This is a genomic window from Streptomyces sp. BBFR25, assembly GCF_044590125.1.
In the GTDB taxonomy this organism is placed as follows: Bacteria; Actinomycetota; Actinomycetes; order Streptomycetales; family Streptomycetaceae; genus Streptomyces; species Streptomyces canus_D.
This window is the reverse complement of record NZ_CP172447.1, coordinates 5,918,963-5,943,286: the sequence shown is the minus strand read 5'-3', so window position 1 is coordinate 5,943,286 and position 24,324 is coordinate 5,918,963. Positions and strand designations below refer to the sequence as shown.

19 protein-coding genes are annotated in these 24,324 nt (G+C 72.7%); 3 read left to right on the top strand and 16 right to left on the bottom strand.

What is annotated here, in order from left to right:
• Positions 1-53: 53 nt before the first annotated feature.
• The 4 genes from ilvN to ACGH52_RS27235 all read right to left on the bottom strand — a co-directional run bounded on the left by ilvN (position 54) and on the right by ACGH52_RS27235 (position 7,129).
• Positions 54-578: an acetolactate synthase small subunit gene (ilvN, locus tag ACGH52_RS27250; RefSeq protein WP_052838449.1), complete on the bottom strand. Its 525-nt coding sequence runs from the start codon at positions 576-578 to the stop codon at positions 54-56.
• 21 nt (positions 579-599) lie between these two features.
• Positions 600-2,441, bottom strand: a complete 1,842-nt coding sequence (locus tag ACGH52_RS27245; protein WP_076976482.1) for an acetolactate synthase large subunit — start codon at positions 2,439-2,441, stop codon at positions 600-602.
• A 243-nt stretch (positions 2,442-2,684) separates the two neighbouring features.
• Positions 2,685-5,780, bottom strand: a complete 3,096-nt coding sequence (locus ACGH52_RS27240; protein WP_171987419.1) for a bifunctional diguanylate cyclase/phosphodiesterase — start codon at positions 5,778-5,780, stop codon at positions 2,685-2,687.
• A gap of 407 nt (positions 5,781-6,187) precedes the next feature.
• Positions 6,188-7,129, bottom strand: coding sequence for a 2-hydroxyacid dehydrogenase (locus ACGH52_RS27235; RefSeq protein WP_076976454.1), 942 nt, complete (start codon positions 7,127-7,129; stop codon positions 6,188-6,190).
• 74 nt (positions 7,130-7,203) lie between these two features.
• Between ACGH52_RS27235 and ACGH52_RS27230 the strand changes: the two genes are divergently transcribed.
• Both ACGH52_RS27230 and ACGH52_RS27225 read left to right on the top strand, forming a co-directional pair.
• Positions 7,204-8,202, top strand: a complete 999-nt coding sequence (locus ACGH52_RS27230) for an aldo/keto reductase (RefSeq protein WP_059302302.1) — start codon at positions 7,204-7,206, stop codon at positions 8,200-8,202.
• A gap of 87 nt (positions 8,203-8,289) precedes the next feature.
• Positions 8,290-9,498, top strand: a complete 1,209-nt coding sequence (locus tag ACGH52_RS27225) for a sorbosone dehydrogenase family protein (protein WP_076976453.1) — start codon at positions 8,290-8,292, stop codon at positions 9,496-9,498.
• A gap of 8 nt (positions 9,499-9,506) precedes the next feature.
• Here the strand turns inward: ACGH52_RS27225 and ACGH52_RS27220 are convergent, their stop codons facing one another.
• From ACGH52_RS27220 to ACGH52_RS27170, 11 genes are all read right to left on the bottom strand, one after another.
• Entirely contained in the window at positions 9,507-9,713 is a 207-nt protein-coding gene (locus tag ACGH52_RS27220; protein ID WP_059302300.1) for a DUF6191 domain-containing protein, read from the bottom strand.
• A 38-nt stretch (positions 9,714-9,751) separates the two neighbouring features.
• The gene (locus tag ACGH52_RS27215) at positions 9,752-12,850 is read right to left on the bottom strand and encodes an AAA family ATPase (RefSeq protein WP_399946888.1); all 3,099 of its coding nucleotides are present in this window, start codon (positions 12,848-12,850) and stop codon (positions 9,752-9,754) included.
• 104 nt (positions 12,851-12,954) lie between these two features.
• Positions 12,955-13,140 (bottom strand): hypothetical protein, encoded by a 186-nt coding sequence (locus tag ACGH52_RS27210; RefSeq protein WP_059302299.1) that lies wholly within the window; start codon positions 13,138-13,140, stop codon positions 12,955-12,957.
• A 196-nt stretch (positions 13,141-13,336) separates the two neighbouring features.
• Positions 13,337-13,933: a hypothetical protein gene (locus ACGH52_RS27205; protein WP_121703849.1), complete on the bottom strand. Its 597-nt coding sequence runs from the start codon at positions 13,931-13,933 to the stop codon at positions 13,337-13,339.
• A gap of 35 nt (positions 13,934-13,968) precedes the next feature.
• The gene (locus ACGH52_RS27200; protein ID WP_399943099.1) at positions 13,969-14,553 is read right to left on the bottom strand and encodes a GNAT family N-acetyltransferase; all 585 of its coding nucleotides are present in this window, start codon (positions 14,551-14,553) and stop codon (positions 13,969-13,971) included.
• A complete protein-coding gene (locus ACGH52_RS27195; protein WP_121703850.1) occupies positions 14,531-16,777 on the bottom strand; it encodes an MMPL family transporter in 2,247 nt (748 codons plus the stop codon). Before ACGH52_RS27195 ends, ACGH52_RS27200 begins: the two co-directional genes overlap by 23 nt.
• 241 nt (positions 16,778-17,018) lie before the next feature.
• Entirely contained in the window at positions 17,019-18,533 is a 1,515-nt protein-coding gene (gene gatB, locus ACGH52_RS27190) for an Asp-tRNA(Asn)/Glu-tRNA(Gln) amidotransferase subunit GatB (RefSeq protein WP_121703851.1), read from the bottom strand.
• Between the two features lie 15 nt (positions 18,534-18,548).
• Positions 18,549-18,788, bottom strand: coding sequence for a hypothetical protein (locus ACGH52_RS27185; protein ID WP_007444751.1), 240 nt, complete (start codon positions 18,786-18,788; stop codon positions 18,549-18,551).
• Positions 18,785-20,278: an Asp-tRNA(Asn)/Glu-tRNA(Gln) amidotransferase subunit GatA gene (gene gatA / locus ACGH52_RS27180; RefSeq protein ID WP_121703852.1), complete on the bottom strand. Its 1,494-nt coding sequence runs from the start codon at positions 20,276-20,278 to the stop codon at positions 18,785-18,787. Before gatA ends, ACGH52_RS27185 begins: the two co-directional genes overlap by 4 nt.
• Before the next feature lie 5 nt (positions 20,279-20,283).
• A complete protein-coding gene (gene gatC, locus ACGH52_RS27175) occupies positions 20,284-20,580 on the bottom strand; it encodes an Asp-tRNA(Asn)/Glu-tRNA(Gln) amidotransferase subunit GatC (RefSeq protein ID WP_003973500.1) in 297 nt (98 codons plus the stop codon).
• Between the two features lie 208 nt (positions 20,581-20,788).
• A complete protein-coding gene (locus ACGH52_RS27170) occupies positions 20,789-21,160 on the bottom strand; it encodes a DUF4267 domain-containing protein (protein ID WP_076976447.1) in 372 nt (123 codons plus the stop codon).
• An 85-nt stretch (positions 21,161-21,245) separates the two neighbouring features.
• On the opposite strand from ACGH52_RS27170, the gene ACGH52_RS27165 reads away from it, so the two are divergent.
• Complete coding sequence (locus tag ACGH52_RS27165; protein ID WP_059302292.1) at positions 21,246-21,836, top strand: TetR/AcrR family transcriptional regulator; 591 nt, start codon at positions 21,246-21,248, stop codon at positions 21,834-21,836.
• A gap of 171 nt (positions 21,837-22,007) precedes the next feature.
• Here ACGH52_RS27165 and rmdB read toward each other — a convergent pair whose 3' ends face one another.
• Positions 22,008-24,254, bottom strand: coding sequence for a cyclic Di-GMP phosphodiesterase RmdB (rmdB, locus tag ACGH52_RS27160; protein ID WP_059302291.1), 2,247 nt, complete (start codon positions 24,252-24,254; stop codon positions 22,008-22,010).
• Positions 24,255-24,324 lie beyond the last annotated feature (70 nt).

Genomic DNA, 24,324 nt, shown 5'->3' with positions numbered 1-24,324 from the left:
GGGATCTCGGAATACGGGCGGCCGACGGTGTCCGCGACCGCCCGTTTCCGTCGTTATGCGGACCGGTCGAGTGCGCGCAGCGAGCGGTCCGTGATCGAACGGGCGCCGCGGCCGATGGCGATCGTGCCGGACTGGACGAGTTCCTTGATGCCGTACGGTTCCAGCATCCTGAGCATCGCGGACAGCTTGTCGCCGCTGCCGGTGGCCTCGATGGTGACGGCCTCCGGGGAGACGTCGACGGTCTTGGCGCGGAACAGCTGGACGATCTCGACGATCTGGGAGCGCGTCTCGTTGTCGGAGCGCACCTTCACCAGTACGAGTTCGCGCTGGACGGCCTGGGTGGGCTCCAGCTCGACGATCTTGAGCACGTTGACGAGCTTGTTGAGCTGCTTGGTCACCTGCTCCAGCGGGAAGTCCTCGACGCTCACCACGATGGTGATGCGGGAGATGTCGGGGTGCTCGGTGACACCGACGGCGAGCGAGTCGATGTTGAAGCCGCGGCGGGAGAAGAGGGCGGTGATCCGCGCCAGGACGCCGGGGGTGTTCTCCACCAGGACGGAGAGCGTGTGCTTGGACATGGTCTCTTCGGTCTCTCTCGCTCAGTCGTCTTCGTTGTCGCCGAAGTCGGGGCGGACGTCCCGGGCGGCCATGATCTCGTCGTTGGAGGTGCCGGCGGCGACCATCGGCCAGACCATCGCGTCCTCGTGGACGATGAAGTCGACGACGACGGGGCGGTCGTTGATGGAGTTGGCCTCCTCGATCACCTTGTCGAGGTCGGCGGGGTCCTCGCAGCGGATGGCGTAGCAGCCCATGGCCTCCGACAGCTTCACGAAGTCGGGGACCCGGGTGCCGCGGGCTTCCGGGTTGACGTCGTCCGGGCCGGAGTGCAGCACCGTGTTGGAGTACCGCTGGTTGTAGAACAGGGTCTGCCACTGGCGGACCATCCCGAGGGCGCCGTTGTTGATGACGGCGACCTTGATCGGGATGTTGTTCAGGGCGCAGGTGGTCAGTTCCTGGTTGGTCATCTGGAAGCAGCCGTCGCCGTCGATCGCCCAGACGGTACGGCCGGGCATGCCGGCCTGGGCGCCCATGGCGGCCGGGACCGCGTAGCCCATGGTCCCCGCGCCGCCGGAGTTCAGCCAGGTGGCGGGCTTCTCGTACTGGACGAAGTGCGCGGCCCACATCTGGTGCTGGCCGACGCCCGCCGCGAAGATCGTGCCCTCGGGTGCCAGCTGCCCGATGCGCTCGATGACCTGCTGCGGGGAGAGCGAGCCGTCCTCCGGCTGGTCGTAGCCGAGGGGGTAGGTGTCGCGCCAGCGGGTCAGGTCCTTCCACCAGGCGCTGTAGTCGCCCTTGTTGCCCTCGTCGTGCTCCTTCTGGACCGCCTGCACCAGGTCGGCGATGACCTCGCGGGCGTCGCCGACGATCGGGACGTCGGCCGCGCGGTTCTTGCCGATCTCGGCCGGGTCGATGTCGGCGTGGACGATCTTGGCGTACGGGGCGAAGCTGTCCAGCTTGCCGGTGACACGGTCGTCGAAGCGGGCTCCGAGGGCGACGATCAGGTCGGCCTTCTGCAGCGCGGTGACGGCGGTGACCGCACCGTGCATGCCCGGCATTCCCACGTGCAGCGGGTGGCTGTCGGGGAACGCGCCGAGCGCCATCAGGGTGGTGGTGACGGGCGCTCCGGTGAGTTCGGCGAGGACCTTCAGCTCGGCGGTGGCCCGGGCCTTGAGGACGCCGCCGCCGACGTAGAGCACGGGGCGCTTCGCGGCGGAGATCAGCTTGGCCGCCTCGCGGATCTGCTTGGCGTGCGGCTTGGTGACCGGGCGGTAGCCGGGCAGGTCCATGACCGGCGGCCAGGAGAAGGTGGTCTTCTTCTGGAGGATGTCCTTGGGGATGTCGACCAGCACGGGGCCGGGGCGCCCGGTGGCGGCGATGTGGAACGCCTGCGCGATCACCTTGGGGATGTCCTCGGCCTTGGTGACCAGGAAGCTGTGCTTGGTGATCGGCATGGTGATGCCGACGATGTCCGCCTCCTGGAAGGCGTCCGTGCCGATCGCGGAGGAGACCACCTGCCCGGTGATCGCGACCAGCGGCACGGAGTCCAGGTTGGCGTCGGCGATCGGCGTGACCAGGTTGGTGGCGCCGGGACCCGACGTCGCCATGCAGACGCCCACCTTGCCGGTGGCCTGGGCGTAGCCGGTGGCGGCGTGGCCCGCGCCCTGCTCGTGACGGACCAGGACGTGGCGCACCTTGGTGGAGTCCATCAGCGGGTCGTAGGCCGGAAGGATCGTGCCACCGGGGATGCCGAATACGGTGTCGGCGCCGACCTCCTCGAGAGAGCGAATGAGGGACTGCGCACCCGTGACGTGCTCGGGGGCGGACTGTCCTCCGGATCGGGGCCGGGGCTGCGGGTGTGCCCCGGTGGCCTGCTCGGTCATCGGCATTCTCTTCTCGATGCTGAGGGTTTTTGCGAGGTTCGTGCGGTCTGTTGCTGCTGCTGGGCAGGTGCCTGTGCAACAAAAAACCCCTCGTGCCGTAAGGCAAGCGAGGGGAGCGCGCCGGGTGTGGGTCGCGGGGAGTCCGAGTCGGTCCGGACGTCACCAGCTTCAGCCGACGCGCTTTCCAAGTACGAGAATTCGGGTGCGCATGGCACTGACCTTCCCTCCGGCGCGCACTCACTGTCAAGTGGGTGGGACGGGAGTCTCATTATGTGAGCGGAGGGCCGTGCCACCACTGAGGACGGCCGGAAGCCCGGTGGTGACGCCGCCGACGACCTGGCCGGGGGCGGAGCCGCCGACACCCTTGGTGTACACCCCGGCGCCACCGCCCGCGAAGGCCGGTTCGGCCGGTCCGTGCGGCACCGGGTAGTGGCCGGTGCCGAGCGCTCTGCGTAGCCGGTACTCGTCCAGGGCCCCGGAGAACGCCATGCCCTGTCCGTGCGTACAGCCCATCGCGCGCAGGGCGACGATCTGCTCGGGCAGGTCGACGCCGTCGGCCACGGACTTCAGCCCGAGGTCGGTGGCGATGCGCAGCAGACCGCTGGTGATCTTGTGCAGCCGCGCGGACTCCACGACGCCCTCGACCAGGCCCCGGTCGAGCTTGAGGACGTCCACGGGCAGCCGCCGCAGCGCGGTGATCGCCGCGTACCCGCTGCCGAAGCCGTCCAGGGCGATCCGGACCCCGACCCGGCGCAGGGCGTTCAGCCGGCGGTCCAGCTCGTCGAGTCCGACCCGCGGGTCGATGTCCGACAGCTCGATCACGAGGGAGCCGGGCGGCAGTCCGTGCCGGGTCAGCAGGGCCTCCACGGAGCCCAGCGGCATGGAGCGGTCCAGCAGGCGGCGGGCGCCGATGCGTATGGCCACGGTCACGGACAGCCCGGTCGCCGCGCGTTCGGCGGCCTGCTCGACGGCCTCGCGGAGCACCCAGCGGTCGAGTTCGGCGGTGCGGTCGCCTTCCTCGGTCACCCGCAGGAACTCGGCGGGGGTGAACAGCACGCCCTGCGAGGAACGCCATCGCGGCTGGGCGCAGACCGACGTGATCCGGCCGTCGGTGAGGGAGACCACCGGCTGGTGCAGCAGGGCGAACTCCCCGTCGTGCAGCGCGGCGCGCAGCCGGGTGGCCAGCTCCGCCTTGCGTACGACGTCCTGCTGCATCTGCGGCCGGTACAGCTCGACGCGGCCCTTGCCGCCCGCCTTGGCCCGGTACATGGCGAGGTCGGCGTTGCGCAGCAACTCGCCCGCACCCAGGCCCGGTTCGGCGAAGGCGACGCCGATGGAGGCGTTGACCCGGACCTCGTTGCCGTCGATGAGGTAGGGCTGGGAGAGCGTGAGCCTGAGCCGGTCGGCCAGCTCCCGGATGTGTCCCTCGCGGGCGGCCCGGTCCCGGGCGCCGTCCCCGACGATCAGGGCCGCGAACTCGTCGCCGCCCAGTCTGGAGGCGGTGTCCCCCTTGCGGACGGCCTCGTGGAGTCTGCGGGCGGCCTGGACGAGCAGCTCGTCCCCGGCCTGGTGCCCGATGGTGTCGTTGACGCCCTTGAAGCCGTCGAGGTCGATGAAGAGCACCGCCGTGCCGCGCAGGGCGGCGCCCCGGTCGGAGGCGCGGCGGCCGGAGAGCGCCTGCTGGACGCGCCGGGTGAACAGGGCGCGGTTGGGCAGGTCGGTGAGCGGGTCGTGTTCGGCGTTGTGCTGGAGCTGCGCCTGGAGGCGCACTCTTTCGGTGACGTCGCGGCTGTTGAAGATGAGGCCGCCGTGGTGCCGGTTGACGGTCGACTCGACGTTGAGCCAGCCGCCCTCCCCGGAACGGAAGCGGCACTCGATGCGCGTGGTGGGTTCCTCGACCGGGCTGGCGGCCAGGAACCGGCGTACCTCGTGCACCACGCAGCCGAGGTCCTCGGGGTGGATGAGCCCGGCCAGTTCGGTGCCCACCAGTTCCTCCGCGGGCCGTCCGTAGACCCCGGCGGCGGCCGGGGAGACGTAGCGGAGGATGCCGTTGGGCGCGGCGATCATGATGACGTCGCTGGAGCCCTGGACCAGGGAGCGGAAGTGGTTCTCCTTCTGCGCCAGTTCCTGGGTGAGGACGATGTTGTCGAGCAGCATGATGCCCTGCCGGACGACGAGCGCGAGCACGACGGTACCGCCGGTCAGCAGCACCACGCGGTCGACGCTGCGGCCGTTGAGCACGTTGTAGAGGATGCCCAGGGTGCAGACGGCGGCCGCGAGGTACGGCGTGAGCGCGGCCAGGGACCCGGCGATGGGTCGGGCGGCCGGATAGCGGCCCCGATCGCCGCCCTGTCCCGGCCCGGGCAGGGCGGTGGACGTGGCGGGCGGTACGGCGGGGGGTGTGGGCTGGTGGCCGGCGCCGCGCTGCCCCGGCACGTGCTCGTGCACCACGCGGGTGTGGCCGCCGGACTCCCGCTCCTCCGGAGCCGACCGGCCGCGCCGGGCCGCGGCCCAGGGGGCGTACGCGAGCAGCAGGGAGCCGGCGAACCAGCCCGCGTCGAGCAACTGCCCGGAGCGGTAGCTGTTGTGCAGCAGCGGCGAGGTGAACAGGGCGTCGCACACCACGGTCAGGCCGAGCGCGCCGATGGCGGTGTTGACGGCGGATCTGCACACGGGCGACCGCCTGAAGTGCAGCGCGAGCACCATGCTGACGAGGGCGATGTCGAGCAGCGGGTACGCCACCGAGAGGGCGGAGTGCGCGACGCTGGACCCGCCCTCGACCTTGGCCGCCTGGGCGAGCGCCAGGCTCCAGGCGAGGGTCAGCAGCGAACCGCCGATCAGCCAGGCGTCCAGGCCCAGGCAGATCCAGCCGGCCTTGGTCACCGGCCGCTTGGCCAGCACCAGCAGTCCCACGATGGCGGGCGGGGCGAAGCACAGGAAGAACAGGTCCGCGTAGCTGGGACTGGGCACCGGCACCCGCAGCACGACCTCGTACCAGCCCCAGACCAGGTTGCCCAGGGACGCCATCGCGGAGGAGAGGGCGAAGAGCAGCCAGGCCGGCCGGAAGCGGACGTGGCGTCCGCGGGCGTAGAGGAAGCAGGAGACGGCGGCGGCGGCCGCGGCGGCGCTCAGGCCGAAGTCGCCCATGATCTTGGCGACGTACTGCGAACCCCAGCCGAGCGCGGCACCGACGGCGTAGGCCGCGCAGATCAGGGCGAGTACGAGCTGGCGGACGAGGGGCGGTCCGCCGACGGCGGCCGGCGGCCGGGTCGGCAGCGGTCCGGCCGGGGCCTGGCCGCGCAGCGCTCCGTCCAGCGTGGGCACGGCGGGCGGGCTCACCGGGGCCTCCTGGTCCGCACCGCTTCCGCGTCCCGTCCACACCGGTGGGCCGGCCGGTCCTGCCTCCCGCGGTCGTCCGGTCGGCGCGGGTGGGGGCGGCGCTGAGCGGACCGGCCGTCGTGGTGGCCGTGCCGGCCCCGTCGGTGCGCGGTCGCGGTCGTGCGCCAGGGTCGCCGGCGGCGGCTCCGCCGCGTCGGATCGTTGGTCCATAGGCCGTGCATCGCCCGTCGCCCCCCTCACAGTCTCAGATGTCCATCCCCGGCGCCGTACGGTGCGCGGCGCGTCCCCTGTCGGACGATACACCAGTCTCGTCACTCAGGGACATAGGTTCTCTACGCTCCGTGACGACCAGCGGATATGCGCGCACCCACCGCATCCGGGGCGTCGCGGAGGGTGCCCGAAACGGATTACGCGCCCGTCGTCAGGATCACGTTGCGCAGCGGCTCCCGGTTCACGAACCGGTGCAACTGGCCCACCAGCAGCCGCTTGGCGCGCGGCAGGAAGGCGGAGGTCGGACCGCCCGCGTGCGGGCTGACGACTATGCCGGGAGCATGCCACAGGGGGTGGCCCGGCGGCAGCGGTTCGGGGTCGGTCACGTCGAGGGCGGCGGTGAGGCGCCCGCTCTCCAGTTCGGCGAGCAACGCCTTCGTGTCCACGACCGGTCCGCGCGCCACGTTGACGAGCAGGGCGCCGTCCTTCATCCGGGCCAGGAACTCGGCGTCGACCAGTCCCCGGGTGGCCTCGGTGAGCGGGGTGGACAGGATGACGACGTCGGCTCGCGGGAGCAGGGCGGGGAGTTCGGTGAGCGGGTGCACGGGGCCGCGCTCCGTGGTGCGGGCGGAGCGCGCGACGCGCACCACCGGCGCGACCTCGAACGGCACGAGCCGGTCCTCGATCGCGGCGCCGATCGACCCGTACCCGACGATGAGGACCGTGCGGTCCGCGAGCGCGGGCCGGAACCCGCCGAGCCACTCGCCGCGGTCCTGCGCCCGCACGAAGTCCGGGATGCCGCGCAGCGACGCCAGCACCAGGGCCAGGGTCAGCTCCGCGGTGCTGGCCTCGTGCACGCCGCGCGCGTTGCACAGCCGTACGCCCGCGGGCAGGTGCTTCAGGCCGGGCTCGACGTGGTCGATGCCCGCCGAGAGGGTCTGGACGACCTGGACGGAGCGCATCTCGGGCAGCGGGCGTACGCCGACCGTGGAGGGCTTCATGTAGGGGACGACGTAGAAGGCGCAGTCGGCCGGGTCGGCGGGGAAGGTCTCCTCGCCGTCCCAGTGGTGGTAGGCGGGGCCCTCGGGGAGGCCCTCGATCTCGTCCGGCGGGATGGGCAGCCACACGTCAGCAGTCATGGTCAGGAGGCTATGTCAGGGGGCCGGACGGCAGAGGTTAGGTTGGGTGGCCTGACGAGGGAGGGTCACGACCGGTGGAGCGCAGGACGATCGGCGCGACGGCACTCGCGGTGGGGGCCGTCGGACTGGGGTGCATGCCGATGAACTGGGCGTACAGCGCCTCACGGCAGCGGGGCGACGAGTCGCTCAGGGCGGTGCACCGGGCCCTCGATCTCGGCTCCTCCCTGCTGGACACGGCGGACATGTACGGCCCGTTCACCAACGAGCTGCTGCTGGGCCGGGTGTTGAAGGAGCGGCGCTCCGACGCCTTCGTGTCGACCAAGGTCGGTCTGCTGGTGGGGGAACAGCACATCGTGGCCAACGGCCGCCCCGGCTATGTGCGGCGTGCCTGCGACGCTTCCCTGCGCCGGCTGCAGACGGACGTCATCGACCTGTACCAACTGCACCGCGCCGACCCGGAGATACCCGTCGAGGAGACCTGGGGCGCGATGGCGGAGCTGGTGCGGGCCGGGAAGGTGCGGGCGCTCGGCCTCTGCGCGGTCGGCGCCCGGTCGGCCCGGCGGCCGGGGGCGCGGCTGCACGACGCGACGATCCGCCAACTGGAGCGGGTGCAGCAGGTCTTCCCGGTGAGCGCGGTCGAGGCCGAGCTGTCGGTGTGGTCGCCGGAGGCGCTGCGGACGCTGCTGCCCTGGTGCGTCTCGCGCGGCGTCGGCTTCCTGGCGGCGATGCCGCTGGGCAACGGCTACCTGACCGGCACGCTGACGCCCGGCCAGGGCTTCGAGCCGGAGGACCTGCGGGCCCGGCATCCCCGCTTCACCGCCGAGATGATGGCCGCCAACCAGCCGATCGTGGCCGCGCTGCGCCGGATCGCGGCCCGGCACGGCGACGGGGTCACCGCGGCGCAGGTGGCGCTGGCCTGGGTGCTGGCGCAGGGACGGCACGTGGTGCCGGTGCCGGGCACCAAGCAGGAGCGCTGGGTGGAGCAGAACGCGGGGGCGGTCCGGCTGCGGCTGACCGAGCACGACCTGGCGGAGGTGCGGGCGCTGCCGCCGGCGCAGGGTTCCTGGGAGTGACGCGCGCGGTCGCACATGGCGGCCGCTGCCGAGCCGGTCCCGGATTCGGGATGCGCCGATCGGGAACTTGGACGGCCCGTGCGGTGTATGACAAGGAGAACCCGCCGCGTCGAAGGGACCAAGATCGTGCAACGTCGAGCCGTGCCGGCCGTGCTGGCCGCCGCTCTCCTGCTGACGGCCGGCTGCTCCTCCGACTCCTCCGGCGGCGCGGACCCGTCCGGAACGGACGGCAGCTCCTCTCCGGCCAGTACGGCGGCGCAGTCCTCGCCCGCCGGGACGCCCGCCGAGCAGGCGCCGCCCGCGAAGGGCTCCGTGAAGGTGCTCCGTACGGTCGCCACGGGGCTGGACAGCCCCTGGGGTCTGGCCCCGCTGCCGGGCGGCGACCTGCTGGTCTCCTCCCGCGACGAGGCCACGATCACGCGGGTCGACGCCGAGTCGGGCGAGAAGACCGAGCTGGGCCAGGTGCCCGGGGTGTCCCCGTCCGGCGAGGGCGGCCTGCTCGGCATCGCGCTCTCCCCCGACTACGCCGCGGACCACATGGTCTACGCGTACTTCACCTCGGCCTCGGACAACCGCGTCGTGCGCATGCTGTACGACGAGAAGAAGCCGGCCGGCGAGCAGCTGGGCGCCCCGGACACGGTCTTCCGGGGCATCCCCAAGGGCGTGATCCACAACGGCGGCCGGATCGCGTTCGGCCCCGACAAGATGCTCTACGCGGGCACGGGAGAGAGCGGCGACACGGGCCTGTCGCAGGACAAGGAGTCCCTCGGCGGCAAGATCCTGCGGATGACCCCGGACGGCGAACCGGCGCCCGGCAACCCCTTCCCCGACTCCCCCGTGTACTCGTACGGCCACCGGAACGTGCAGGGGCTGGCCTGGGACGGCAAGCAGCGGCTGTTCGCCTCGGAGTTCGGCCAGGACACCTGGGACGAGCTGAACGCGATCAAGCCGGGTGACAACTACGGCTGGCCCGAGGCGGAGGGCAAGGGCGGCGGCTCCGGGTACCACGACCCGGTCGCCCAGTGGAGCACCGACGAGGCCTCCCCCAGCGGCATCGCCTACGCCGGGGGCTCCGTGTGGATGGCGGGGCTGCGCGGTGAGCGGCTGTGGCGGGTCCCGCTGAAGGGGACGGAGGCCGCGGCCGACCCGCAGGCCTTCCTGGAGGGCGAGTACGGCCGGCTGCGCACGGTGGCTCCGGCGGGCGGCGACAAGCTGTGGCTGGTCACCAGCAACACGGACGGCCGCGGCGACGCGAAGGGCGACGACGACCGCGTTCTGGAGCTGGAGGTGAAGTAGGCGACCGGCTACGCGTCCTTCTCGGCCTCCGGGTCCTGACTCCCCGCCTCGTCGGCACGCGGCCGGTGGACGACGACCTTGCCCGAGCCGAGGTCTATCGGGCCGTGACCGGGGTCGCCGTCGCCGACGTCCTCGCGGGTCAGTTCGAGGCGGTTCTGCTCGTCCTGGGTGTGTTTGCGGCCGGGGGAGAACAGTTCCTCGAATGCGTTGAACATCGTGCCTCCGTCGGTCGGCGTCCCTTACAGCGTAAGCCTCACTCCGCCGAACGGGACGTGAGCCGTTCGGCGGGGAACAGCGCCAGCCGGTGGGCCACCGCCGCCGCCTCGCCCCGGCCGGACACGCCCAGCTTGGCCAGGATGTTGGAGACGTGGACGCTGGCCGTCTTGGGCGAGATGAAGAGTTCCCCGGCTATCTGCCGGTTGGTGCGGCCCTCGGAGACCAGCCGCAGGACGTCGCGCTCCCGGCCGGTGAGGCCGAGGGCCTCGGCGGGGTCGGCGGGCGGGGACGCGGCGTCCGGTTCGGCGGCGCGGCCGAGGGTGAGGCGGGCGCGTCGGCCCAGTTCGGCCACGGCGTCGGCCAGTGGACGGGCGCCGAGGTGGTCGGCGACGGTGCGGGCCAGGCGGAGCAGTTCCGTGGCACGGGCGCGCTCGTCCTCGCCGCCGGTCGCCAGGAGGGCGCCGGCCAGCCGGTGCCGGACGCGGGCGAGGTCGTAGGGCCGCTCCAGGCGTTCGAAGGCGGTGACCGTCTCCGACCAGAGCCCCGGGGTGTCGCGGCCCCGGGCGCGGTGGAGTTCGGCGCGGACCCAGCGCTCGTGGGCGACCCAGACCGGGGCGCCCGTCGTCAGGTGCTTCGCGGCCCCGGTGAGGCGGTCGAGGATGTCGGCGCGGCCCTCTTCGGCGGTCGGCAGGGCGCGCGCGTCGGCCTCCGCCGCGGCGGCGGACAGCAGCAGGGGCCAGCCGAAGCGTTGGGTGCCGGGCGGGAAGCCCGTGTCCAGGGCGCGGACGAGTTCGGCGCGGGCGTCCTGGAGGCGGCCCTCGGCCGCGGCGACGCCGATGGTGAGGGCCGCCAGCGGCAGGCGGCGCTGCGGCATGGGGTCGTGGGTGCCGTAGGCGGCGCGGGCCTCGGCGAGCAGCCGGGCGGCGTGGGCCCGCTCGCCGCGGGCGAGGGCGACGGCGGCGCGCTTGAGGGCGGCGCCACCGCGTGGTGCGGGGCCGCGGTCCGGTGCTCCGGCCCGGTCCGCCGCTTCCAGGGCCTCGTCCCAGCGGCCCAGGGAGATGAGCGACTCGGCGAGGTTGCCCCAGACCCAGGCCTCGGACTCCAGCAGGCCCATCCGCCGGGTGAGTTCGACGCCCTCGCGCAGGACGCCGAGCGCGTCCCGCGAGCGGCCGACCCCCTCCAGGGAGGAGGGCAGGTTGACATGGCTGCGGGCCACCACGGCGGACCGGCCCTGGGCCACCACCAGATCCCTGACCTGGTACATCTCGGCGAGTCCCGGGTCGATCTGCCCCGCGTCCACCATCAGGCCGCCCAGCGTGAGCCGGGCGTTCAGCTCGATCTCGTCGGCGCCCACCATGCGCGCGTACTCGACGGCCCGTTCGGCTGCCGTCATCGCGTCGGGGCCCGGGGAGTGGAGCATCGACCAGTTGGCGGACATGGCCAGCACCTCGGCGTGCACCTGGGAGGGCGGCAGGCCGCGGACCAGTTCCTGGGCGATGCCCAGCTCCCGCCAGCCGTCGCCACGGCCCTGGGCCTGGACCAGCAGGGAGCGCTGGGTCCAGAACCAGGCGGCCCGCTGCGGGTCCCGGCCGCCCGCGCCCGCGCCGGCGCCCGTGTCCTGTTCGTCCAGCAGGCGCAGCGCCCGCTTGGTGATCTTCATGGCGCGCTCGCGCTCGCCGCACAGTCGCCCGGCGACGGCGGCCTCGGCCATCAGGTCCAGGTAGCGCAGGGGTGTGGTGGCGGGGTCGCAGCCGCAGGGCGGGTAGACCTCGGTGCAGTCCACGGGGCGCAGGGTGGCGCGTACGTCGTCGGGGACGGAGTCCCACAGCTCCATCGCGCGCTCCAGCAGGCGCAGCTGCTCGGCGTAGGCGTGCCGGCGGCGGGCCTCGACGGAGGCGTCCAGGACGGCGGGCAGGGCCTTGGCCGGGACGTGGGCGTGGTACCAGTAGCTGGCCAGGCGCATCACGCGCTCGGCGGCGGGCACCAGCGTGGGGTCGGCGTCCAGCGCTTGCGCGTAGTGCCGGTTGAGGCGGGAGCGTTCGCCGGGGAGCAGGTCGTCGCCGACGGCCTCGCGGACCAGGGAGTGGCGGAAGCGGTAGCCGTCGCCGTCGGGCGCGGGGAGCAGGATGTTGGCGTTCACCGCGGAGCGCAGGGCGTCGATCAGGTCGTCCTCGGCGAGCTGGGCGACGGCGGCGAGCAGCCGGTACTCGACGGTGGAGCCGCCCTCGGCGACGATCCGGGCGACCCGCTGGGCGCTCTCGGGCAGGGCTTCGACGCGGACCAGGAGCAGGTCGCGCAGGGAGTCGGTGAGGCCGGTGCGGCTGCCCTCGTGGGCGGCGACGGCGAGTTCCTCGACGAAGAAGGCGTTGCCGTCGGAGCGCTCGAAGATGGCGTCGACCTGGAGCGGGTCGGGCTCGCGGGCGAGGATTCCGGCGATCTGGCGGCCCACCTCGTCGCGGGTGAAGCGGCCGAGTTCGAGACGGCGGACGGTGCGCAGCCGGTCCAGCTCGGCGAGCAGGGGGCGCAGGGGGTGGCGGCGGTGGATGTCGTCGGAGCGGTAGGTGGCCAGGACGACGAGGCGGCCGGTGCGCAGGGTGCGGAAGAGGTAGGCGATCAGGTGGCGGGTGGAGGCGTCGGCCCAGTGCAGGTCCTCCAGGACGAGGACGACGGTGTGCCGGGCGGCGACGCGCTCCAGCAGGCGGGCGGTGAGTTCGAAGAGCCGGGCCATGCTCTCCTCGTCGTGCCGGCCGCCGCCGGTGACCGGGGCGCCCTCGCCCAGTTCGGGCAGCAGCCGGGCCAGCTCCTCCTCCTGCCCGGCGGCCGCGGCGGCCAGCTCCTCGGGCAGGTGGCGGCGCAGGGCGCGCAGCGCGGTGGAGAAGGGCGCGAAGGGCAGCCCGTCGGCGCCGATCTCCACGCAGCCGCCCAGCGCGACGACGGCGCCCCGCCGGTCCGCTACGGCGGCGAACTCCTCGACGAGGCGGGTCTTGCCGACGCCGGCCTCGCCGCCGAGCAGCAGGGCCTGCGGCTCTCCCCCGGCGGCGGACGCGCGGGCGAACGCCTCGTTCAACGTGTCCAGTTCGCCGGTGCGGCCGACGAACACGGGACTGACGGACCTGGTCTCCACGGAGCCGAGCATCGCACGCGGGTACGACAGCGGGTCACCGGTTTTCGGCAGGTGGACGACGGCGGGTACGACGGCGGGGAGGGAGGCCGTGCGGCCTCCCTCCCCGGCTCCCCCGTTCACGCGGCCCGGGCGAACCGGGGCCGGCGCTGCCGCGGCGTATGGCTCTCCGCCTCGGCGGCGCCGTGCCGGGCCCGGCGGCGGGCGGCGCGCCGGGCCCGGACCGCCTCGCGGGCCAGCCGGGCCTCGTCGGCACGGCGGATGAGTTCGGCGGAGCGGTACCGCTGGATCTCGTACTCGTACATGGTGTGTCCCTCGGTTCCTCTTCGGTTTCGGCTTCGCTTGTTCGCGATGCCTCAACCTTCGTCTCCCAGGGGGGTGGGCCACATCGGGCAAGTTCCGCATCTTCGGCGCCGCGGGGGGCCTTAGACGTGCGTGAGGGGTCTTAGGGCGCGTGCCACAGGCGTGCGCTGGTCCTAAGACCCCTCGAGAAGTGCCTGGTCAGCCGGCGGAGGGCAGCCCCAGCAGGACGTCCGTGTACTTCAGGACGGCCAGGAGCAGGCCGATGACGCCGAGGGCGACGCCCGCCCAGGCGACCGACTTGATCCACGGGGCCTGCGGGCGGCCGGGCGCGCCGAACGCGGGGCGGGCCAGCACGACGACGCCGACGACCAGCGCGACCAGGGCGAAGATGCCGCCCCACATCGCGGTGGCCTGCCAGGCGTTGCCGTAGCCCTTCTCGATCAGCGCGCCGACGTCCGAGGACGAGGAGGTCTGCAGCTGGCCCATCAGCGACTCGCGCGCGGAGGCCACGGTGCCGACCCAGCTGCCGGTCAGGGAGACGATGCCGAGACCGGCGGAGACGACGGCGCCCGCGCCCTGGCCGACGCCGGTGGGGCCCGCCCCGGTCGCTTCGGTGTCGTCCGCGTGCGCGTCCTCGTCCGTCGCCGCGTCGGCGCCCTCCGGCGCGTCGGTCTCGGCCGCCTCAGGGGCCTCGGCCGCCTTGGTGACCTCGGTGGACCCGGCGGCCTCGGTCGCCTCGTCCGTCTTGTGCTCGTCGGTCTTCACGCCGGTCTCGTCCACTGTCTTCGTTCCCATGCCTCGCACCGTACGGACGCTGTCTGAGAGGTCCCTTAATGATCCTTGTGTGCGGCACGCGCGCGTGCCTCGCGTGCCGCGCGCCACTCGGGTGCGAGCACCGCCCACACCTCCATGTCCTGGCGCGTGCCCCGGTAGGGGAAGCTTTCGCGCAGCACGCCCTCTCGCATCATGCCCAGTCGCCGCGCGGCGTTGACGCTCGGGGTGTTCGCCGAGGAGGCGTGCCACTCCACGCGGTGCATGCCGCGCTCGTCGAAGGCCCAGTCGATGAGCACGCGTGCGCCGCGGGTGACCAGGCCGCGGCCCGTGGCGGCGGGCTCCAGCCAGCAGCCGACCTCGCAGACGCCGGTGGCGGCGTCGAAGACGCGGTAGAGCAGGCCGCCGACCAGCTTGCCGTCCAGCCACAGCCCGTGCAGGAAGCCGCTGTCGGCGGCGTGCCGGTCGGCGTAGGTCTGGAGCACCTCGCGCGCCGAGTCGACGTCGGTGGCCTTCGCGCCGAAGGGGATGTGTTCGGTGATGAAGTCCCGCCCGCGGTCGAGGTGGGCCAGGAACTCCTCGGCGTGCCAGGTCTCCAGGGGGCGCAGTTCGGCTCCGTCGTCACCCAGTGGTATCGCGTACATCCCGCTGTCGTTCCTCCTCCGCAAGGACGTCCGCCACCTCGGCGTCCGTCGCCGCGGCCAGCCTCTCATGCGCGGCCCGGCACTCGGGCGGCTCGATGCTGATGCGGGGCAGCAGGGCGTCCAGGCGGCGCGGCAGCCACCAGTTGGCGCGGCCGAGCAGGTGCATCAGGGCGGGCACCAGGAGGGTGCGCAGCACGAAGGCGTCCAGCGCGACGGCGGCGGCGAGCGCGATGCCGAACATGGCGATCACCCGCTCGCCGCTGAGGACGAAGGCGAGGAAGACCGAGATCATGATCACGGCGGCGGAGTTGATCACGCGGCCGGTCTCGGCGAGTCCGACCCGGACGGCGCGGCGGTTGTCGCCGGTCTCCAGCCACTCCTCGTACATCCGGCTGACGAGGAAGACCTGGTAGTCCATGGAGAGCCCGAAGAGCACCGAAACCATGATCACGGGCAGGAAGGGTTCGATCGGTCCGGCGCTGCCGAGGCCGAGCAGTTCGCTCCCCCAGCCCCACTGGAAGATCGCCACCACCACGCCGAAGGCGGCGGCCACCGCGGCCACGTTCATGGCGGCGGCCTTGAGGGGGATGCCGACGGAGCGGAAGGCCAGCAGGAGCAGCAGGCAGCCGAGCCCGATGACGACGCCGACGAAGAGGGGCAGCTTGCCGACGATGACGTCGGCGAAGTCGTCGTAGCCGGCCGTCACGCCGCCCACGTGCACGTCGAGCGCCGTACCGGCCTCGGCGCGCGGCAGCACCTCGGAGCGCAGCCGTTCGACCAGGTCGCTGGTCTGCCGGGACTGCGGCGCCGACTCGGGTACGACGGTGAGGTACGCGGCGTCGCCGCCGGAGTTGTACATCACCGGCGTCACCGAGGAGACGCCCTCGGTGGTGCGCAGGGTGGCGTCGAGGTTGTCCAGGGCGAGGCGGTCCTCGGCGCCGCGGACCTCGGTGACCAGGGTGAGCGGACCGTTGACGCCGGGGCCGAAGCCGTCGGCGAGGAGGTCGTAGGCCTGGCGGGTGGTGGTGCCCTTGGGGTCGTTGCCCTGGTCGGAGGTGCCGAGGCGCAGGCCCAGGGTGGGCAGGGCGAGGACGGTGATGACGACGAGGGCGAGGGCACCGAGCAGCTTGGGCCGGCGCTCGACGAAGGCGGACCAGCGGGCGGCGAACCCGGCCGTCACCTCGGGCTCGGGACCGTGCTCGGCGAGCCGGCGCCGCTCCCGCCGGCTCAGGGCGCGCGGACCGATGTACGACAGCAGGGCCGGCAGCAGCGTCACGGAGGCCGCGACGGTGAGGATCACGGTCAGCGAGGCGGCGACGGCGACGCCGTTGAGGAAGCTCAGCCGGAGGATCAGCATGCCGAGCAGGGCGATGCACACGGTGGCGCCCGCGAAGACGACGGCCCGTCCGGTGGTCGCCACGGCGTCGGCGGCGGCCTCCGCGACCGGCAGCCCCCGTTTCAGTCCGCGCCGGTGTCTGGTGACGATGAACAGGGCGTAGTCGATGCCGACGCCGAGTCCGATGAGGGTGCCCAGCATGGGCGCGAAGTCGGCGACGGTCATGGCGTGGCCGAGGAGCGTGATGCCGGCGTAGGCGGTGCCGACGGAGACCAGCGCGGTGGCGATGGGCAGCAGCGCCGCGGCGACGGAGCCGAAGGCGAGGAACAGGACGACCGCGGCCACGGCCACGCCGACGGCCTCGGCGAGGTGGCCGCCGCCGGACTCGGTGAGCGCTATGGCGCCGCCGCCCAGTTCGATCTGGAGTCCATCGGTCTCGGCCGCCTCGGCGGTGTCGACCACGGCCCGCGCCTGGGCCGCGTCGATGTCCTGGGAGGCCGCCCCGAAGGTGACGGTGGCGTAGGCGGTGTCGGCGTTCTCGCTGATCAGGGGCGAGTCGGCGTCGTGGTACGGGTTGGTGACCGCGGCCACCCCGGGCAGGTCGGCGACGCGGTCCAGGGTGCGGGTCATGGCCTGTTCGACGTCGGCGGCGCGGACGGTGCCGGTCGTGGTGTGCCAGACGATGGTGTCGCTGTCCCCGCCGAGGTCGGGGAAGCGCGATTCGAGCAGCCGGGAGGCGCGGTCGGAGCCGGTGCCGGGGATCCCGTAGTCGTTGGAGTACGCGGAGCCGGTGACCGTGGCGGCCGCCGCCACGCCGCCGAGGGTGAGCAGCCAGAGCAGGACGGCTACGAGGCGACGACGAACACACCAGCGTGCGAGGGCTGCCACGAACGTGCTCCCGGGGGTGTCTGATTGTGGATCTTTGACCGGGGAAACCCGGAATGCCGGGAACACCTGGAACAGACGTCCATGGTGTGAACCGCCCGCAAAGAACGCATGAGCAATGCGGAATCACTCTTGCAGGCAGAAGTGATCCTTTGCGGACTTAGTGGCCTTATTCACAACAACGGCCCTGGGGGGACGCGCCGCGGTCGGCGTGTCCCCCCAGGGCCCGTGGTGTGACCGGGTGTCAGCCCTCGGTGACGCCCAGCTTCTCCAGGATCAGCTCCTTGACGCGGGCCGCGTCCGCCTGCCCCCGGGTCGCCTTCATGACCGCGCCGACCAGGGCACCGGCCGCGGCCACCTTGCCGCCGCGGATCTTGTCCGCGACGCCCGGGTTGCCGGCGATGGCCTCGTCGACGGCGGCGGTCAGCGCGCCCTCGTCGGAGACGACCTTCAGGCCGCGCTTGTCGACGACCTCGTCCGGCGTGCCCTCACCGGCGAGGACGCCCAGGATGACCTGGCGGGCCAGCTTGTCGTTCAGCTCGCCCTTCGTGACCAGTTCGGCGACGCGGGCGACCTGGACCGGCGTGATCGCCAGCTCGTCGAGCGTCTTGCCCGACTCGTTGGCGCTGCGGGCCAGCTCGCCCATCCACCACTTGCGGGCGGAGGCCGCGTCGGCACCGGCGTCGATCGTGGCGACGATCGGGTCCAGGGCTCCGGCGTTGAGGATGGACTGCATGTCGTTGCCGGAGATGCCCCACTCCTCGCGGAGCCGGTTGCGGCGCACCAGCGGCAGCTCGGGCAGGGCGGCCCGGATCTCCTCGACCCACTCGCGGGACGGGGCGACGGGCACCAGGTCGGGCTCCGGGAAGTACCGGTAGTCCTCGGCCTCCTCCTTCACGCGGCCCGAGGTGGTGGACCCCGTGTCCTCGTGGAAGTGGCGGGTCTCCTGGATGATCGTGCCGCCGTCGTTCAGCACGGCGGCGTGCCGCTGGATCTCGAAGCGGGCGGCACGCTCCACGGAGCGCAGCGAGTTGACGTTCTTGGTCTCGCTGCGGGTGCCGAACTTCTCCCGGCCGTGCGGGCGCAGCGACAGGTTCACGTCGCAGCGCATCTGGCCCATCTCCATGCGGGCCTCGGACACGCCGAGGGCCCGGATGAGTTCGCGAAGCTCACGGACGTACGCCCGCGCGACCTCGGGGGCCCGCTCGCCCGCTCCCTCGATCGGCTTGGTGACGATCTCGATGAGCGGGATGCCGGCGCGGTTGTAGTCGAGGAGGGAGTGCGAGGCGCCGTGGATACGGCCCGTGGCGCCGCCGACGTGCAGCGACTTGCCGGTGTCCTCCTCCATGTGGGCGCGCTCGATCTGGACGCGGAAGGTCTCCCCGTCCTCCAGCTGCACGTCGAGGTAGCCGTCGAAGGCAATGGGCTCGTCGTACTGGGAGGTCTGGAAGTTCTTCGGCATGTCCGGATAGAAGTAGTTCTTCCGGGCGAAGCGGCACCACTCGGCGATCTCGCAGTTCAGCGCGAGACCGATCCTGATCGCGGACTCGACGCCGGTCGCGTTGACGACCGGGAGCGCGCCGGGCATGCCGAGGCAGACGGGGCAGGTCTGGGTGTTCGGGTCGGCACCCAGTGCGGTCGAGCAGCCGCAGAACATCTTGGTGCGGGTGCCGAGTTCGACATGGACCTCGAGGCCCATGACGGGGTCGTACGACGCGAGTGCGTCCTCGTACGACACCAGGTCGGTCGTGGTGGTCACGGTGAAACTTCCCTCTCAGCCCAGCAGGACGTCGTCGTCGCCGAGACGCTTCAGCTCGCGGTACAGGATGGCGAGGTTGGTGACGACGGCGGCGCCGGTGACGACGGCGTCGAGCAGTCGCAGCGTGTCGCTCTCGCCACGGGCCTTCTTGATCTGCTTGTAGACCCCGACGGCGCCGAACGCCGACGTGGCCATCGAGACGTACAGACCGGACTTGGACTTCTTGAAGCCCTTGGCCTTGGTCAGTGCACTCACAGCGACGGTGCCTCCTCGATCAGCGGGTGGCCCCACTTTTCCACGAAGGCGGCCTCGACGGCGGCGCCGACCTTGTAGAGCCGGTCGTCCTTCATGGCGGGGGCGATGATCTGCAGACCCACCGGCAGGTTGTCCTCGGGCGCGAGGCCGCAGGGCAGCGACATGGCCGCGTTGCCCGCCAGGTTGGTGGGGATGGTGCACAGGTCGGCCAGGTACATCGCCATCGGGTCGTCGGCGCGCTCGCCGATCGGGAAGGCGGTGGTCGGGGTCGTCGGGGAGACGATCACGTCGACCTGCTCGAAGGCCCGCTCGAACTCCTGCTTGATGAGGGTGCGGACCTTCTGGGCGCTGCCGTAGTACGCGTCGTAGTACCCGCTCGACAGGGCGTACGTGCCGAGCATGATGCGGCGCTTGACCTCGGGGCCGAAGCCGGCCTCGCGGGTCAGGGAGGTGACCTCCTCGGCGGAGTGCGTGCCGTCGTCGCCGACGCGCGCGCCGTAGCGCAGGCCGTCGAAGCGGGCGAGGTTGGAGGAGCACTCGGAGGGGGCGATGAGGTAGTACGCGGAGAGCGCGAGGTCGAAGGACGGGCAGTCCAGCTCGACGATCTCGGCGCCCAGCGACTTCAGCAGCTCGACGGACTCGTCGAAGCGCTGGACGACACCGGCCTGGTAGCCCTCGCCGCGGAACTGCTTGACGACGCCGACGCGCATGCCGTCCACGCTGCCGTTGCGGGCGGCCTCGACGACCGCGGGGACCGGCGCGTCGATGGAGGTCGAGTCCATCGGGTCGTGCCCGGCGATCACCTCGTGCAGCAGGGCCGCGTCCAGGACCGTGCGGGCGCAGGGGCCGCCCTGGTCGAGGGAGGAGGAGAAGGCCACCATGCCGTAGCGGGAGACGCCGCCGTAGGTCGGCTTGACGCCGACCGTGCCGGTGACGGACGCGGGCTGGCGGATGGAGCCGCCGGTGTCGGTGCCGATGGCGAGCGGCGCCTGGAAGGCGGCGAGCGCTGCGGAGGAACCGCCGCCGGAGCCGCCGGGGATCTTGGTGAGGTCCCAGGGGTTGCCGGTCGGGCCGTAGGCGCTGTTCTCGGTGGAGGACCCCATGGCGAACTCGTCCATGTTGGTCTTGCCGAGGATGACGACGTCGGCGGCCTTGAGGCGCTTGGTGACGGTCGCGTCGTACGGCGGGATCCAGCCCTCGAGGATCTTCGAGCCGACGGTGGTGGGGATGCCCTCGGTAGTGAAGATGTCCTTGAGCGCGAGCGGGACGCCGGCCAGCGGGCCGAGCTTCTCGCCGCGCTCGCGCTTGGCGTCGACGGCGCGGGCCTGGGCCAGCGCGCCCTCGCGGTCGACGTGCAGGAAGGCGTGCACCTTCTCGTCGACGGCCTCGATGCGGGCCAGGTGGGCCTCGGTGACCTCGACCGCGGTCAGCTCGCCGGAGGCGATCTTCGCGGCGATCTCGGCCGCGGTGAGCTTGATGACGTCGCTCATGGCGGTTACTCCTCCCCCAGGATCTGCGGCACCTTGAAACGCTGCTGCTCCTGGGCCGGGGCGCCGGAGAGCGCCTGCTCGGGCGTGAGCGACGGACGGACCTCGTCCGGCCGCATGACGTTCGTCAGCGGGAGCGGGTGCGAGGTCGGCGGTACGTCTTGGTCGGCGACCTCGCTGACGCGGGCGACCGCGCCGATGATGTCGTCCAGCTGTCCCGCGAAGTGCTCAAGCTCTTCGGGCTTCAGCTCCAGACGCGCCAGCCGGGCGAGGTGGGCGACCTCCTCGCGCGTGATGCCAGGCATGCAGCGTTCCTCTGGGTGAGTGTGTGGTCGGGGCACACCGGTCGGGGCGAGGTGCTCGTCCCGGTCGATTCGGCCCAATGGGTTTGGCCCAATCCTATGGGGCCGGGCCCCGTGGCCGTTAAACGGTTTCCCCCGGGGCGGCTCCACGGCGCCGCGCGTTCCGGCGACCTTACCGAACCCCCGGCGCGGGAACGGTGGATGGGCGTGCTCAGACCGCGAAGAGCAGTCCGGCACTGATCAGGACGACGACCGCGGTGGCGAAGTGGATCCCGAAGGCCACCGCCTTCGTACCCCCGTGGCGCAGCACTATGAGCGTGTCGGCGAGCGGCACGAGGGCGACGCAGAGCATGAACCACGCCTCGGGGCGGGCACCGGCGAAGGCCAGCAGCGCCAGTCCCACCACGCCGAACGTGCCGTCCCTGACGCCCTTGACCGTCAGATAGGCGCCGGCGTCGCCGCCGGGGTCGGCCGGGGCGCCGTAGCCGGTGGCGGCCGGGCCGGGCTGGAACAGGAAGCGGTACCCGAGGAACAGGCAGAACAGGTTGAGCACGATGGCCAGGGTGTACGCGGCGATGGTCACGACGACTCCTTGCTAGCAGCGCTAGGGACGAGAGTGACGCTAGCAGAGCGGCGACAGGTTGGCTAGCGCTGCTAGAATCACTGGCATGACGATCCAGACGCGCCGGGAGCGCGAACGAGCGGAACGCGAGCGGCTGATCGTGACGGCCGCGCGGGACCTGGCCGAGGCGGAGGGCTGGGACGCGGTCACCACCCGCCGGCTGGCCGCCGAGATCGAGTACAGCCAGCCGGTCCTGTACAGCCACTTCAAGGGCAAGGACGCGATCATGGCGGCGGTCGCGGTACGGGGCTGCGAGGAGCTGACGGCCGACCTGCGGGCGTCGACCGCGGCGGCCGAGGGCGCGCACGGGAGGCTGGCGGCGGTCGGCCGGGCGTACACGGACTTCGGACGGCGGCGGCCCGCGCTCTACGACGCGATGTGCACGCACCTGGTGGACCTGCCGTTCGCCACGCCCGAGGCCCCGGCCCCCCTCCAGGAGGCGTTCGGCGAACTGCTGCGCGCCGTCGAGCCGGTCGCGCGCGAGGGTGACGACCTGGCGCTGCTCACGGAGACGTTCTGGGCGGGACTGCACGGCCTGGTGACCCTGATGCGCAGCGGCCGACTCCCCCAGGAGGCCCACGACCGCCGACTCGCCCTACTGATCGAACGGTTCGCGCCGCAGGACGCGGCGGGCTGACGGAATCACGGCCGGCTGCATGAAGCGGCCGATCAGCGTCCGGAAACGGCACGTCGTCCGATGGCCGCCGGGGTACGTCACCGACGGCGGGGCGGCCCGGGGCGGCGGGGCGCGTCGCCCGGAGCCACGGAGGCCCCCCGCGCCGCGGCCGACGGCTTTCGACTCACCCGGTCACTCGTCGCTCGCCGCCGCCGGCAGTGCGGCGGCGGCCCGGACCCAGCCCCGGGAACCGCGGGCGAGCAGCCAGGCGGTGGTCTCCTCCGGGGGCATCGCGGCCGCGACCAGCCAGCCCTGTACGGCGTCGCAGCCGAGGTCCCGCAGGCGCTCCCAGGTCTCGTCGTCCTCCACGCCCTCGGCGACGACGAGCAGGCCGAGCGAGTGGGCGAGGTCGACGGTGCAGCGCACGATCTCGGCGTCCTCGTTGTCGATGGCCAGCCGGGCCACGAAGGAACGGTCGATCTTCAGCTCGCTGACGGGGAGCCTGCGCAGGTGGACGAGGGAGGAGTAGCCGGTGCCGAAGTCGTCCAGGGACATCTTGACGCCGTGTCCGGTCAGCGCGTTGAGGGTGTCGGCCGCCCGCTGCGGGTCCTCCAGCAGGACGTGTTCCGTGATCTCGAGTTGGAGCGCTCCCGCCGGGACCCCGTGCCGGGCGAGCCGGGCGGCCACCGAGCCCGCGAAGCCGGGGGTGTGGACGTCGCGCGGGGAGACGTTGACCGCGACCGGCACGAACAGCCCCTGGGCGCGCCACCGGGCGACCTGGCCGAGCGCCGTCTCCAGCACGTACTCGGTGAGGTGGGGCATCAGCCCGGAGGACTCGGCGATCGCTATGAACTCGTCCGGCGGCACCTTGCCCCGCTCCGGGTGCACCCAGCGCACCAGGGCCTCCAGGCCGGCGACCTGACCGTCGAAGCGGACCTTGGGCTGGTAGTGCAGCTGGACCTCGCGGGCGTCCAGGGCCCGGCGCAGATCGCCGAGGAGACCGAGCCGGTCCGGGGTGTTGGAGTCACGCTTGGACTCGTAGACCTCCACGCCGGTGCGGTCCCGCTTCGCCTGGTACATCGCCACGTCCGCGCGGCGCAGCAGCCCCTCGGCGTCCAGTGCGTGGTCGGGGAAGACGGCGACCCCCGCGCTGGCCTCCAGGACCAGGGTGAGCCCGTCCAGGTCCATCGGGGAGCTGAGCTCGGCCACCAGGCCCCGGGCGATCCGGGTCGCCGACGTGGTGGAGTCGGCGACGGGCAGTAAGACGGCGAACTCGTCACCGCCGAGCCGCGCGGCCTCCGCCCCGCGCGGCAGGGCCTCCCGCAGCCGGTCGGCGGTCTGCAGCAGCAGCCGGTCACCGGCGAGATGACCGAGGGTGTCGTTGACCGACCGGAAACGGTCGAGGTCGATCAGCATCAGGGCGGCGCGGGCACCGATGCGCTCGGCGTCGTCCAGCGCGGTCCAGGTGCGCTCCAGGAGCCACTGCCGGTTGGGCAGGCCGGTGAGCGGGTCGCGCAACTGCTCCTCGGCGCGGGCGCGGGCGATCCACAGCGTGGAGTCGAGGGCGATGAGCGGGATGGCGAACAGCGGCAGCAGCAGCGGCTTGGCGACGGCGACGACGCAGACCAGCGGGGCGATGCCGAGCAGGGCGATCGCGACCAGTCCGTGTCTGACCAGGGCGGTCCGGGCGACGGTGGGCAGGCCGGGGCGCGGGGTCTGGAGATACCACAGCAGGGCGCGGGTGACGGCGAGGTAGGCGACGGCGACGAGCACCACCTTGGGTGCCGCGTACACCCCCCAGGTGGCGGGGTCCCAGGGGCGCTCCACGGACGGTACGGAGCCGCAGACGCCGAGGAGCAGGGCACCCGCGGCGATGCCGAGGATGTCCACCGCGCCGTGCAGGACACCCTGCCGCCAGCGGCCCCGGCGGGCTATGCCGACCAGGACGACGACGGTGAGGCTGACCATGCCGGCCGGAACCCAGCCGTACAGCAGCAGGACGGCGAGGGTGAGGGCGGCGCCCGAACCGGTGCCGCCCCACCAGCGGGAGCGGCCGAGCATGACCAGGTGGCCGACGACGATGCCGGCCAGCACGGCCAGGGACCAGCCGACGGTGCCGGCCGGGAAGAGGGCGTGTCCGTCGCTGAACGCCCGGTAGAAGCCGGCGCCCAGGACGAAGGCGGCGGTCGCGACGACGGTCCCGGGCAACGCGGGCCAGGACAGGTGCCGTTCGCCGTCGGGGTCGGCCGGGCCGTGGAGGTGTCCGTGGGTGTGGAGGTGGCCTTGGGTGTGGCCGGTGGCCTGCGGCACGCGGGTGCCCGTCGCGGGATGCGGGACGCCACCATCGCGTTGCCCGAGCCACCGGCTCACGTGCCACGCGTCCGCCATGCGACGCAGGCTCAGCCGTGAGCCCGCGGCGGCGCTCTCGGTCGGTTCCATTCCCGTCCCTCTCACAGCCGGCGGTGCCCACGCCACGCGGCCCCCGCCTCGACCACCTTCAACGGCTCCG

Bases quoted from the DNA above. Each gene is read 5' to 3' on its own strand.
- ilvN (WP_052838449.1), bottom strand. From the start codon at position 578: ATGTCCAAGCACACGCTCTCCGTCCTGGTGGAGAACACCCCCGGCGTC.
- ACGH52_RS27245 (WP_076976482.1), bottom strand. From the start codon at position 2,441: ATGACCGAGCAGGCCACCGGGGCACACCCGCAGCCCCGGCCCCGATCC.
- ACGH52_RS27235 (WP_076976454.1), bottom strand. From the start codon at position 7,129: ATGACTGCTGACGTGTGGCTGCCCATCCCGCCGGACGAGATCGAGGGC.
- ACGH52_RS27225 (WP_076976453.1), top strand. From the start codon at position 8,290: ATGACAAGGAGAACCCGCCGCGTCGAAGGGACCAAGATCGTGCAACGT.
- ACGH52_RS27220 (WP_059302300.1), bottom strand. From the start codon at position 9,713: ATGTTCAACGCATTCGAGGAACTGTTCTCCCCCGGCCGCAAACACACC.
- ACGH52_RS27215 (WP_399946888.1), bottom strand. From the start codon at position 12,850: ATGCTCGGCTCCGTGGAGACCAGGTCCGTCAGTCCCGTGTTCGTCGGC.
- ACGH52_RS27210 (WP_059302299.1), bottom strand. From the start codon at position 13,140: ATGTACGAGTACGAGATCCAGCGGTACCGCTCCGCCGAACTCATCCGC.
- ACGH52_RS27205 (WP_121703849.1), bottom strand. From the start codon at position 13,933: ATGGGAACGAAGACAGTGGACGAGACCGGCGTGAAGACCGACGAGCAC.
- ACGH52_RS27200 (WP_399943099.1), bottom strand. From the start codon at position 14,553: ATGTACGCGATACCACTGGGTGACGACGGAGCCGAACTGCGCCCCCTG.
- gatA (WP_121703852.1), bottom strand. From the start codon at position 20,278: ATGAGCGACGTCATCAAGCTCACCGCGGCCGAGATCGCCGCGAAGATC.
- gatC (WP_003973500.1), bottom strand. From the start codon at position 20,580: ATGCCTGGCATCACGCGCGAGGAGGTCGCCCACCTCGCCCGGCTGGCG.
- ACGH52_RS27165 (WP_059302292.1), top strand. From the start codon at position 21,246: ATGACGATCCAGACGCGCCGGGAGCGCGAACGAGCGGAACGCGAGCGG.
- rmdB (WP_059302291.1), bottom strand. From the start codon at position 24,254: ATGGAACCGACCGAGAGCGCCGCCGCGGGCTCACGGCTGAGCCTGCGT.